This is a genomic window from Streptomyces sp. NPDC059564 (genome assembly GCF_042735575.1).
Classification (GTDB): Bacteria; Actinomycetota; Actinomycetes; order Streptomycetales; family Streptomycetaceae; genus Streptomyces.
On the sequence record NZ_JBHWBP010000240.1, the window covers coordinates 1 to 12,066 of the forward strand.

Consider the following 12,066-nt stretch of genomic DNA (forward strand, 5'->3'; position numbering starts at 1 on the left):
CGCCAGCTGTACGGTCACGCCTGCGGCGAACGGCACGTACGTCACCATCTCGGGCGAGGGGTTCACGGCCCCCCGCGCCCTCAACGACGGCGAGTCCACCGAGCCCCTGAACGTGGACGCGAAGGGCAACTTCCTCCTGAAGCGCTTCCAGAAGAACGTCGACTACACCGTCCTCGCGGTCAACGAAGACCAGAACTTCACCTTCGTGAACTGCAAGGTCGTCAAGCCGGGCGGGACAGTGCCGACCGGGACCGCCAGCTGTACGGTCACGCCCGCGGCGAACGGCACGTACGTCACCATCTCGGGCAAGGGATTCACGGCCCCCCGCACCCTCAACGACGGCGAGTCCACCGAGCCCCTGAACGTGGACGCGAACGGCAACTTCCTCCTGAAGCGCTTCCAGAAGAACGTCAACTACACCGTCCTCGCGGTCAACGAAGACCAGAGCCCGACCTTCGTGAACTGCAAGGTCGTCAAGGCGGGCGCGACGAACCCGAACCCCCAGGTCCCGCGGCCCACGCCCCCCGCCCAGCCTTGATCCCGGCGGGACTTCGAGGCAGCCGCCGAGGCGAGAGCCGCGGCGGCGGCCTCCTGACTTCTGGCAGGCTGGGTGCATGACGCGGTACGCACCCCCCGAGTTCCTCCGGATCACCTGCCGGGCGGACCTCACCCCGGAGCGCAGGGGGGAGATCGTCGACTGCTGGACCCGCGTGGTCAACGGCGGCGGGGCCGTCATCGCGGCGGCGTTCCCGACGCCGCCCGTCGATGACGGCCACGTCGCGCCGGCGGTCGACGAACTCCTCGGCGGGCTCGCCCCCGAGCACGACAGACTGCTCGTCGCCACCGTCGGGGGCACGCTCGCCGGCTGGCTGATCGTCCGCCGCGAGCGGCATCCGCTGGCCGCCCACTGCGGGGTGGTCAACCACGTCCAGACGCACCCCGGGTTCCGGGGCCGCGGGATCGGCGCCGCGCTGATGAACCGGGCCGCCCTCCTCGCCCGGAGGGAACTGGGCCTGGAACGGCTGAAACTCGCCGTCCGCGGAGGCGTGGGACTGGAGGACTTCTACCGCGGGCTGGGCTGGGTGGAAGTCGGCCGGTTCCCCGCCGTGCTGCGGGTCGCTCCCGGCGACGACCGCGACGAGATCCTGATGACCCTGCCCCTGTGAACGGCCCGATCCGGCCGCCCACAGGGGCCTGACGCCATCCCTCCCCCGGCAGCTCCGGACACAATGAGCGTCCGAACGGTTACGGTGGTATGACGTTCGCCGCCACGGATGCGCATTCCTCGCCGGGGAGGAACAGCCGGTATGAGCAACGCCCCCTTGCACCTGGAACCGCCGCACCAGGAACCGCTGTACCTGGAACCGCGTCTGGAGCCGCCGTTGGCGTCCCTGCTCGGCTCGGCGCCGTTCCTGCACGGGCTCGTGGACGCCCTGGGCTCGCCCCTCAACGTCGTGCTGCCCGAGCGGATCGCGGACAACGCCGAGCTGTTCCACGCCGTCCTGCGCCGCCACCGGCTCGCCGGCCGGGTCTACTTCGCGCACAAGGCCAATCGCTCCAGCGCCCTGGTACGACGGCTCACGACGACCGGCGCCGCCCTGGACGCCGCGTCCACCGGGGAGTTGCAGCACGCCCTCGGATCCGGTTTCACCGGGGACCGGATCATGGCGACCGGCCCCAAGGACCCCGAGTTCCTCTGGCTCGCCGCCCGGACCGGAGCCACGGTCCACGCCGACGGCGGGCGGGAACTGGAGGAGGCGGCCCGCCTCGTGCGCGCGTACGGGCTGCCGCGGCTGCGGGTGGTGCTGCGGCTGTCGGGGTTCGAGACGTCCGGCGCCCGGACCCTGTCGCGCCGCAGCCGCTTCGGCACCTCCTTCAAGTCCCTGGACACCCTGCTCGGCACGCTCGCCCGGCACGAGGACGCGCTGGATCCCGTCGGCGTCGGCTACCACCTGGACACCACCGCCACGGACGAGAAGGCGACGGCGCTGGAGGGGTGCCTGCGGGCGCTGGAGGAGTTGCGATTACGGGGCTTCCAGCCGCGCGCCGTCGACGTCGGCGGCGGCTTCGGCGTCAGCTACCTGGCCCGCGCCGACCAGTGGGACCGCTACACCACCGAGCTCACCCACGCCGTCATGGGCAGGCGACCGCCCCTGACCCGGGGCGGCCACGGCTACGGGCTGCGCGTGGAGAACGGCACCCTGCGCGGCGCGCTGAGCCTCTACCCGGCGCACCGCCCGGTCGCGGGCGCCGCCTACCTCGACGAGCTGCTCTCGCGGACCGCGCCCGGCCTGGGCCGGCCGCTCGGCGTCCTGCTGCTGGAGGGCCTCTGCGACCTGTACGCCGAACCGGGCCGGGCCCTGACCGACCAGTGCGGGCTGTCGCTGGGCCGGGTGGTGGACGTACGGCACACGGAGTCCGCCGAGCCCCTGGTGCGGCTCGCGATGAACGCGGGCGACGTGAGCCTGGAGGACCACGGGGTGCTCATGGACCCGGTGCTCCTCCCCCGCGACGGCTCCGCCACCGCGGACGACGGGCCCGTGGGCGTGCACCTGGTGGGGAACCTGTGCCTGGAGGCGGACCTGATCACCCGCAGGACGGTCTTCCTGCCCCGGCTGCCGCGACCGGGCGACCTCCTCGCCTTCGCCAACACCGCAGGCTACTGCATGGACTTCACCGCCACGCACGCGCAACAGCAGCCCGTCGCACGCAAGGTCGCCGTCCACGAGGAGGCGGGGTCCTGGCGCTGGTGCCTCGACGAGCAGTACTGGCCGGTCGGACGTACGGGGGGACACCAGGGATGAGGTACGACAGCATCACGGAGGCCATCGGGAACACGCCGCTGGTCCGGATCGACCCGGCCGTGCACGGCCTGCGCACCATCGACCTCTACGCCAAGCTCGAAATGCTCAACCCCTTCGGCTCGTTGAAGGACCGCGCCGCCTGGAACATGGTCCGGGGCGGCCTGGCGGGGGCCGCGGAGCGCGGCGAGACGGTCGTCGAGCTGTCCAGCGGGAACACCGCCAAGGCCCTGGCCCTCATCGCCGGACTGCACGGGCTGCCGTTCAAGAGCGTCACCAACCGCATGCGCGTCCCGGAGATCAAGGATCTGCTCCTGCTGCTCGGCGCCGAGATCGAGGAGCTGCCCGGGCAGACCGAGTGCCTCGACCCGACCAACCCCGACGATCCCCTGACCCTCTTCCACCGGGAACTGACCCGGCCCGGCAGCGCCCACCTCCACACCGACCAGTACTTCAACGTCCGCAACACGCAGGCGCACGCCTCCGGCACCGGGCCCGAGATCATCGCCGACCTGGACGGCCGGGCACCGGACTGGTTCATCGCCTGTGTGGGCACCGCCGGTTCGTCCACCGGGGTGGCCCGGGCGCTGCGGGCGCGGGACCCCGGGGTGAGCGTCGTGGGCCTGGTCGGGCAGAAGTCGGACTTCATACCCGGCATCCGCAACGCCGACGAGGTGCAGGAGGTCGGCCTGTTCGACCCGGCCACGTACGACGCGATCGAGGCGGTCGGCTCGGACGAGGCCATCGACGGGATGCTGACGCTGCTGCGCCGCTGCGGGCTGCTCGCGGGGCCGACGGGCGGAGCCGCGTACCACGGCGCCGTACGGCACCTGCGGCCCTTCGACGGGGCGTCGGCGGAGCGCAGGACGGCCGTCTTCATCGTCTGCGACCGGGTGGAGGGCTACGTCGGCTACCTGCGGCGACGCCGCCCCGAGCTGTTCGGGCTGCCCCCGGTGCGGAACTCGGTGGCCACGCTGACCGACGCCGAACTGGGCGCCGTGGCGCGGATCGACGCGCACGACGCCCGCAAGTGGATCGAGGAGCGGCGCCCCTTGGTGATCGACCTGCGCGGACCGTTCGCGTACGCCGCCCTGCACATCGAGGGCTCGGTCAACATCGTGGACGAGATCTTCGAGGAACTCCTGCGCGGCGGACTGCCGTTCGGCAAGGGGCAGCCGATCCTGCTGGCCTGCCCCGTCGGCGAGAAGTCCGTGCGGTACGCGGCGCTGCTGACCCGGATGGGCCATCCGGACGTGCGCAGCCTGGCCGGGGGCATCGTGGCGTGGCGGGACGCGGGCGCTCCGCTGGTGCGTGAGTGAGCGCCGCGGCCGGGCCCCTCGCGGAGATCGCCGCACTCGCCTCCTGGCAGCGTCCGCTGCGCGCCCAGTTCCCGATCGTCGCCGCCCATCCGGGGCTGTCCTACCTGGACAGCGCGGCCACGGCGCAGAAGCCGCAGGCCGTCCTCGACGCGGTGCTGGAGTACCTGACCACCTCCAACGCCAACGCGGGCCGGGGCTCGTACCCGTGGGCCAACGCCACGACCGCCCTGGTGCGCCGGGCCCGCGACCGGGTCGGGGAGTTCCTGGGTGATCCGGAGCCGGACCGGTCCTCGGTGTACTTCACGAGCGGTACGTCGGAGGGGCTGCGTTCCGTCGCCCGGGACTGGCTGCCCGGTCTGCTCGCGGACGGGGACGAGATCGTCGTCCCGTTCGGCGACCACGAGGCGAACCTGTCGCCGTGGCTGGAGGCGCGCGGGCTGCTGGCCCGGCAGGGGGTCCGCGTCCTGGTCCGGGAACTCCCGTACCAGGCGTCGTCCGGCGACTACGACCCGGACGCGCTGGCCGCCCTCGTGGGGCCGCGGACCCGGTTCGTCGCCGCCACGCACGTGCACCACGTGTACGGGGCCGACATGAACGTGGACCGGATCCGGGCGGCGGTGGGCCCGCGGGTGCCGATCTGCCTGGACGCCGCGCAGAGCGTCGGCCACCTGCCGGTGTCCGTGGCGGACCTCGACGTCGACTTCGTGGTGTTCTCCGGGCACAAGGCCATGGCCCTGCCCGGGACGGGGGCGGTCTGGGCCCGTCAGCGGCGGGGGCCCGTCTTCCGGCCGGGCGGCTGGAGCGGCACCCCGAACACGGCCGGGATCGTCTCCCTCACGGCGGCGCTCGACTGGCTGGAGTCCGCCGGCACCGGGCGCGTCGAGCGGTGGACCTCGGCGCTGGCGTCCCGGCTGACGGACGCGCTCGGGCGCATGCCGGCGTACGAGGTGCTCGGCTGCCGGTCGAGCCTGGCGGCCGCGTCCGAAGTGCAGCGGCGCACGAGCATCGTGACGTTCCGCCGCCGCGGGATCGATGCCCGGGACCTCGGTTTCATCCTGTTCGGGCACGGCTTCATGGTGCGTTCCGACGGGCACTGCCAGGCGGGGCGGGACGAGAAGGAGGGATCGGTGCGGGTGAGTCTGCACGTGCACAACACGCTTGAAGAGGTGGAAGCGCTCGTCGCCGCGCTCGCCAGTCTGCAATGATTTCCATTGTGGTTATGAGCACGATGACGGCACGGACGGCGGCGCGGTGGGTGGAGCGCTGGGAGAGACAACAGCAGCGGTACGCGGTCGACCGCGAGGAACGGTTCACGGTGATGGCCGACGTGGTCGAGCGGGTGACGCTCGGCCGGGCGGCGCCGCTCGTCCTCGACCTCGGCAGCGGCCCGGGCGCCCTGGCCTCCCGGCTGGCCGCCCGGCTGCCGGAGGCCGAGGTCCTGGCCGTCGACGCCGACCCGCTGCTGCTGGAGCTGGGCAGCTGCCACTACGGGCCCGCCCTGCGCTACGTCGAGGCGCTGATCGGCGAGCCCGGCTGGCTGGACGCGCTCGCCCTGCGCCGCCCGGTCGACGCGGCCGTCTCCGCGACGGCCCTGCACTACCTCGGCGAGGACACCCTGCGCCGGGTCTACGGGGAACTCGCCCGCGCCCTGCGGCCCGGGGGCGTCCTCGTCAACGGCGACCACATCAGACCCGACGCCGACCGGGTGTGCGAACTCGCGCTGCACGTCGGGCGATCGCGCAGCGAACGGCACCCGGACACCGGCGAGGACTGGGACTCGTGGTGGGCGCAGGCGGCGGCCGATCCGGAACTGGCGCCGCTCCTCGCACGGCGCGGCCGCGGCCGCCACCCGCACTGCGAGGGCAACGACCTGACCCTGTCCGGCCATGTGGCCCTGCTGCGCGAGGCGGGGTTCGCCCAGGCGGGCTCCGTCTGGCAGTTCGGCCACAGCCACGTCGTGGTCGCGGTCCGCTGAGTCGGGGCCCGCTCCGGACGGGCCGCCCCGTCCGCCGGGGTGCGTCACGTCCGGGGCGGGTGCAGCACCGCTCGCCGGAACGCGTCGAGTCCGGCGGTGTCGTCGGCTTCCCGCCGCTCGGCGGGGATCCCGGCGGCCAGCACGTAGAGGGCCGTTTCGGCGATGCCGTCCACGCCGAGGGCGTCCTCGAGTTCGCTGTCGCGGAAGGCCACCGTCTGGAAGGGCCCCAGGCCCAGCGCGGTGGCGGTGAGGGCGAAGGTCTGGCCGAGGTGGCCGGCGTTCATCAGCATCACCCGGTAGGCGCGGGGGGCCCGGTACTTGCTGCTCATCCGTTCCACGACGGCGGTCACGAACACCGTGATCGCGGCTTCGCCGACGGCTTCCTGGTCGAAGCTCAGGTGCGCCGCCCGCTCCCGGGTGAAGCCGGGGTCCAGCAGTTCCAGCGAGTGTTCGAGGACGTTGTAGTGGTAGAGCCCCGGCGTGACCCCGTCGACCGCGAAGACGCCGACGTACGCCTCCAGTTCGTGGCGGGAGCCACCGGCCGCGCTGGTGCGCTTCATGAGGGCGCCGAAGTCGTGGCCGTCGAGGAACTCGCTGGGGCCGAACACCATCGCGAGCAGTCCCGACAGCAGCGGGAGCGGCAGGTTCACCTGCCGGAAGCTGCGGTGGGTGCGGCGCTGGTAGAGCGTGCGGACGAATCCGGCGTCCACGTCGAGGGGGGCCCGGGGCAGCAGGATCCGGTCCGCGGCGGGGTAGTTCTTGAACAGCGCGGGCCGCTTTCCGGCGCGGAATTCCTCGTTGACCTCCGAGGATTCGGTGTAGTCGGCGTCCTTGCTGGAGAAGTGCAGCGCGCCGGCCTCCGGCGACCAGGTCTCCCACTGCTCGGCCAGCCGTCCGTCGCGTTCGCCCTCGTCGGCGGAGACGAGGAATCCGAGGGAGTGCAGTTCGGCCACGGCCGCGCGGCAGGATTCCGGATCGTGGTCCGGGAACGTCTCCACGGCCTCGTCGCCGGTGGTCCAGTCGGTGAATGCGGCGAGGATGTCGGCCGCCATGGGCGCGAGCGAGACCTCGGTACCGCTGAGGTAGTTCTGGATGACGAACGAGCCGTCACGCCAGTAGCAGAGGAGGTTGTGCGCGCGGCGCAGCAGCATGGGGTCTCCCTTGGTGACCGGGGGCCGGGTTCACCGGCCCCCGACCGGTCTTCTCGACGTGTCAGCGCTGGAAGTGGACCTTGATGGTGCGGGCCTGGACGGGCTTGGCGGCGAGCTCGATCTTCTTCATGGTCTTCTCCTTCAATCCGTATTCGGCTCGGGGATTTCATTTCCCTGCGCCGCTGATGAACACCATTCTTCCGCGCGTGCGAAGGGCGGCCAAGTCACGGGATTCCGGGACTGATTGCCGGTCCGGGGTCAGCCGACGTCGTAGAATTCCCGGCCATCGATATAACGGACGGTGGCGAGGTCCCGGAGGACGCTTTCCAGCACTTCGTGGCGCAGTTCCACGAGCAGGGGATAGGTGAGGTCGTTGACGGTGGGCACGATCGGGTCGCCGCTGCGGACGAATTCCCGTACGCCCACGAAGCTCTCCAGCTTCTTCAGCTCCTCGAGGCCCGTGTAGGCCCTCAGGGTCCCCTCGACCGGCGAGATCATCGGCGCGCCGGCGACGAACTGCTTCACCTCGTACCGTTCCCGGTGGCGCGCCAGGAACCGTTCGGGACGGACGTAGGCGTCCGCCGTCCAGTTGAGCTGCGACTCCCCGGTCGCCGTCCGCGCGTAGTGCGCGGTGCTCCCACCGCCCATCCGGGCCGCGACCTCGATCACGCACGGGCCGGCCGGGGTCATCTTGACCTGGACGTGGGCGGGTCCGTGGCGGATGTCGAGGGCGTCCAGCACCTGCTCGCAGTAGTCGATGATCCGGTCGGTCCGCTCGCCCTCGTACGGGAGCAGGACCATGCCGTCGCAGAGGTCGAGGACCCCGTTCGCGGTGATGTGCGTCGAGGTCCAGATGTCGCACACGTGGTGCTTCCCGTCCCGGCTGACCATGTTGACGGCGAATTCCGGGCCGGCGAGGTACTCCTGGGCCAGGACCTTGTGGTTGGGCTCCGAGAAGAGGTCGTCCGTGCCGACCAGGGACTCGTACGCGCGGACCGCCTGTTCGGGGGTGTCGCAGTAGTGGATGCCGTCGCTTCCGGCGCTGCTGAGGGGTTTCACCACGATCCTGCCGTTCAGTTCGCGGTGCCAGCCCTCCAGCTGTCCGGCGTTCTCGATCAGCAGTTGGCCCGCTCCGCGCAGACCGGCCGCCTTGATCTTCTCGACCATCACGTACTTGTCGCGCCGGGCGGTGCTTCCCGCGGTGCCGTTCGTCGGCAGTCCCAGCCGTTCGCTCAGCAGGTCCGCGAAGGCGACCCCGTACTCGCTGTCGGGGATGACCGCGACCGGTTCGTACCGGGACAGCTTCCGGAGGGTTTCCTCCAGGTCGCCGTGGTGGACCACTTCGTCCGCGAAGCCGGTGGGCACGACCGGCTCGTAGAACTTCGGGCGCACGGGCGTGCTCTGCACGTGGATCGCCGCGTATCCGCGTTCCTCGAACGCGCCGACCAGGCCGCCGGAGCGGCAGGCGGGGCTCGCGTCGACGAGGGCGACGTATCCGTTTACCACCATGATGTCCCACCTTTACTTGTGTTCCCGCGGGCCCGGACCGGCGGCCGGGGCGGGGCCGAGCCAGACGGCCGCGTGCGGTGCGAGGGTGCTGTCCGTCGACGGATCGCTGGAGATCAGGACGGTGTGCCCGTCCGGCAGGGGTACCGGACGGGCGGAGAAGTTCACCATGCAGACGAGGCCGTCGCCCCTGCGGAAGGCGAGGACGTCCTCGTCGGCCGGAAGCCAGCCGAAGGCCCCGTCCCGCAGGCAGGCCAGGGAGTTCCGCAGGCCCATGGCGCGGCGGTACAGGCGGAGCGGGGAGGCGGGGTCGGCCTCCTGGGCCTCCACCGAGAACGGGGCCCAGTCCGCCGGCTGCGGGAGCCAGGGCCGTGAGCCGGGGCCGCCGAACCCGAAGGGGGGCGCCTGCCCGGACCACGGCAGGGGGACGCGGCAGCCGTCCCGGCCCGGGTTCTCGCCGTGGGAGCGGAAGTGGACGGGGTCGCGCCGGGCCTCCGGGGGCAGGTCCTCCACCTCCGGAAGCCCCAGTTCCTCACCCTGGTAGAGGTAGACGGAGCCGGGCAGGGCGAGGGTGAGCAGGGCCGCCGCGCGGGCGCGCCGGGTCCCGAGGGCGAGGTCCGTGGGGATGCCGGAGGCGACGGTGGCGAAGTCGAAGGAGGTGTCCGCCCTGCCGTACCGGGTGACCGTGCGGGTGACGTCGTGGTTGCACAGCACCCAGCTCGCCGGGGCACCGGCCCGGTCGCTCGTGGCGAGGGAGGCGTCGATGGTCTCCCGCATCCGGGCCGGGTCCCAGGCGCTGCCCAGGAACGCGAAGTTGAAGGCCGCGTGGAGTTCGTCGTCGCGCAGGTAGCGCGCCAGCCGCGCGCCGTCCCGGATCCAGATCTCGCCGATGAGCACGCGCTCGTCCGGATAGGAGCGCGCGATCCGTCGCCACGAGCGGTAGATGTCGTGCAGCTCCTCGCGGTCGACGTACGGGTGCGGCCCCGGCCCGCCGCCGGAGGCCGTGGCCAGGTCGGGGAGGTCCGGGTCCTTCGCCAGCAGGTTCGCGGAGTCGACCCGCACCCCGGCGACGCCGCGGTCGAACCAGAACCGCAGGACCGACTCGAACTCGGCGCGTACCGCGGGGTGGTTCCAGTCGAGGTCGGGCTGCTCGGGGGTGAAGAGGTGGAGGTACCACTCCCCCGGCTTCCCGTCGGCGTCCGTGGTCCTGGTCCAGGCGGGTCCGCCGAACTCGGAACGCCAGTCGTTGGGAGGCAGCTCGCCCGTCCCGCCCCGGCCGGGCCGGAAGTGGAACCGCTCGCGCTCGGGGCTCCCCGCGGGGGCCGCGAGGGCGGCGCGGAACCACGCGTGCTCCACGGACAGGTGGTTGGGGACGATGTCGACGACGAGGCCGATGCCCAGTGCCCGGGCCTCGGCGATGAGCAGCTCCGCCTGCGCGAGGGTCCCGAACGCGGGATCGATGTCCCGGTAGTCGGCGACGTCGTAGCCGCCGTCGGCCATGGGCGAGCGGTACCACGGGGTGATCCACAGCGCGTCGACGCCGAGGGCGGCCAGGTACGGGAGCCGGGCCCGGAGCCCGGTGATGTCCCCCGTACCGTCGTCGTCGCCGTCGGCGAAGCTCCGCGGGTAGACCTGGTAGACCACGGCGTTCCACCACCAGCCGCGCGGCGGCCTCGGTGATCGCTCTGCGTGCACCGTCGATGTCCTTTACACACGGGGGCCGACTCGGACAGGGCGGGGCGTACGGGTCTCAACCCACGCGGCGGACCACGCGCGCCGGGTTCCCCACGGCGACGACCCCGGCCGGGAGGTCCTTGGTGACGACGCTGCCGGCGCCCACGATGGTGTTGGCGCCGATGGTGACTCCGGGCAGGACGATCACGCCTCCGCCGAGCCAGGCGCCGTCCCCGATCGTGATGGGTCCGGCGCTCTCCCACATGCCGTGCCGCAGCTCGGCGGATTCGGGGTGGTTCGCGGTGTACAGCTGGCAGCGGGGTCCCATGCGCACGTCGGAGCCGATGGTGATCGGCGCGCAGTCGAGGAGGACCGCGTCGAAGTTGATCCGGGAGCGTTCCCCGATCCTGATGAAGAACCCGAATTCGCAGAGGAACCGGGGCATCACCCGCACCCCGGGTCCGACGTCCGCCAGCAGCTCCCCCAGGATCCGGTCCCGCTCCCGCTGGTCTGCGAGCGAGGTGGCGTTGAACCGGTCCAGGAGGTCTTCGCACCGCTTGCGGTGGGGGCGCAGCGAGGGGTCGTTGGCCAGGTACGGCTCTCCCGCCGCCATGCGGCCCCTGATCTCGTCGATCGCGTCCGTCATCGCGGCTTGCTGCCCACGACCATGGACTCCGGGCCCGCCAGGTGCTGGACCCGGGTGTCGGTGAAACCGCAGTCGCGCATCCATCCGGCGCAGTCGGCACCCGTGTAGTCGAAGCCCTGCGGGACTTCCATGTGCATGATGAGGCTGAGGATCAGGCCGATGGCGTTGTCGCGCCGTTCGTCGTCGATGAGGGTCTCGTAGACCAGTACGGCGCCGCCCGGGGGCAGGGCGTCGTAGGCCTTGCGCAGCAGGAGTTTCTTCTCCCGCAGACCCCAGTTGTGGAGCACGTGCCCGAAGACGATGACGTCCGCCCGGGGGAGGTCGTCCTCGAAGAAGTCGCCCTCCTGGAAGACCTGCCGGCCGGCCAGGCCGTGGCCTTCGGTGTAGGCCTGGAAGCCCTCGCGGGTCGGCGCCAGGTCGAACCCGGTCGCGGTGAGGTGGGGGTGGCGCAGCAGCACCTGGGTCGACAGGGCTCCTTCCGCGCAGCCGATGTCGGCCAGGGTGCGGTGGCGCTCCCAGGGGAACGTCCCGGCTATCGCGCGCGCGGAGTCGATGCTGAGGGCCGTCATATCGCGCTGGAACGAACGGACGGAGCCGGAGGTCCCGTAGAGGGAGGCGTAGTAGTCCCGGCCGGTGGACGCCCCGTTCAGGGCCTCCCCCGAGCGCAGTACCCGGGTGAGGTCGTCGGCCATGCCGGTGCTCCGCGCCAGGAAGCTGCCGCCGAGGTAGGCCTCCTGTCTGCCGGGGTCCAGATACTCGCTGGAGGCCGGGGAGTTGGCGTAGCGCCCGTCGTGCTTGTCCAGGAGTCCGAGGGCCACCAGCGCGTCGAAGAAGTCGGCCGCGACCCGGCCGTGCACTCCGGCGCGGCCGGCCAGTTCGCCGGATTCCAGGGGGCCCCGGGAGAGTTCGGTGAAGACTCCGAGTTCGAGCGCGCTCAGCATGGTCTTCGTTTTCCAGTGCGCCCACATCAGATCGACGACCTGTTGTGCGGAAG

At 72.0% G+C, this 12,066-nt stretch carries 10 protein-coding genes and 1 pseudogene; 6 read left to right on the top strand and 5 right to left on the bottom strand.

The window, feature by feature from the left end; all coding sequences use genetic code 11:
• The 6 genes and pseudogenes from ACFV0Q_RS29555 to ACFV0Q_RS29580 form a co-directional block, all read left to right on the top strand.
• A pseudogene (locus ACFV0Q_RS29555) lies at nucleotides 1-538 on the top strand (hypothetical protein); the annotation flags it as partial.
• 76 nt (nucleotides 539-614) lie between these two features.
• Entirely contained in the window at nucleotides 615-1,166 is a 552-nt protein-coding gene (locus tag ACFV0Q_RS29560) for a GNAT family N-acetyltransferase (RefSeq protein WP_385009423.1), read from the top strand.
• A 141-nt stretch (nucleotides 1,167-1,307) separates the two neighbouring features.
• On the top strand, nucleotides 1,308-2,804 hold the full coding sequence (locus tag ACFV0Q_RS29565; RefSeq protein WP_385009424.1) for a Y4yA family PLP-dependent enzyme: 1,497 nt from the start codon (nucleotides 1,308-1,310) through the stop codon (nucleotides 2,802-2,804).
• Nucleotides 2,801-4,120 carry a pyridoxal-phosphate dependent enzyme gene (locus tag ACFV0Q_RS29570; RefSeq protein WP_385009425.1) on the top strand — a complete coding sequence of 440 codons (1,320 nt, stop codon included), beginning with the start codon at nucleotides 2,801-2,803 and terminating at the stop codon, nucleotides 4,118-4,120. The genes ACFV0Q_RS29565 and ACFV0Q_RS29570 overlap by 4 nt, the downstream gene beginning before the upstream one ends.
• Nucleotides 4,117-5,325: an aminotransferase class V-fold PLP-dependent enzyme gene (locus ACFV0Q_RS29575; RefSeq protein WP_385009426.1), complete on the top strand. Its 1,209-nt coding sequence runs from the start codon at nucleotides 4,117-4,119 to the stop codon at nucleotides 5,323-5,325. The genes ACFV0Q_RS29570 and ACFV0Q_RS29575 overlap by 4 nt, the downstream gene beginning before the upstream one ends.
• A 14-nt stretch (nucleotides 5,326-5,339) precedes the next feature.
• Nucleotides 5,340-6,095, top strand: coding sequence for a class I SAM-dependent methyltransferase (locus ACFV0Q_RS29580; protein ID WP_385009427.1), 756 nt, complete (start codon nucleotides 5,340-5,342; stop codon nucleotides 6,093-6,095).
• Nucleotides 6,096-6,139: 44 nt separating this feature from the next.
• Here ACFV0Q_RS29580 and ACFV0Q_RS29585 read toward each other — a convergent pair whose 3' ends face one another.
• From ACFV0Q_RS29585 to ACFV0Q_RS29605, 5 genes are all read right to left on the bottom strand, one after another.
• Nucleotides 6,140-7,246 carry a SagB/ThcOx family dehydrogenase gene (locus tag ACFV0Q_RS29585; protein WP_385009428.1) on the bottom strand — a complete coding sequence of 369 codons (1,107 nt, stop codon included), beginning with the start codon at nucleotides 7,244-7,246 and terminating at the stop codon, nucleotides 6,140-6,142.
• A gap of 258 nt (nucleotides 7,247-7,504) precedes the next feature.
• Nucleotides 7,505-8,755 carry an ATP-grasp domain-containing protein gene (locus ACFV0Q_RS29590; protein ID WP_385009429.1) on the bottom strand — a complete coding sequence of 417 codons (1,251 nt, stop codon included), beginning with the start codon at nucleotides 8,753-8,755 and terminating at the stop codon, nucleotides 7,505-7,507.
• A gap of 12 nt (nucleotides 8,756-8,767) precedes the next feature.
• Nucleotides 8,768-10,447, bottom strand: a complete 1,680-nt coding sequence (locus ACFV0Q_RS29595; protein ID WP_385009430.1) for a glycoside hydrolase family 13 protein — start codon at nucleotides 10,445-10,447, stop codon at nucleotides 8,768-8,770.
• A gap of 55 nt (nucleotides 10,448-10,502) precedes the next feature.
• Complete coding sequence (locus ACFV0Q_RS29600; RefSeq protein WP_385009431.1) at nucleotides 10,503-11,072, bottom strand: sugar O-acetyltransferase; 570 nt, start codon at nucleotides 11,070-11,072, stop codon at nucleotides 10,503-10,505.
• On the bottom strand, nucleotides 11,069-12,066 hold a 998-nt coding region (locus ACFV0Q_RS29605), incomplete at its 5' end, for a methyltransferase (protein WP_385009432.1). The genes ACFV0Q_RS29600 and ACFV0Q_RS29605, both read right to left, overlap by 4 nt.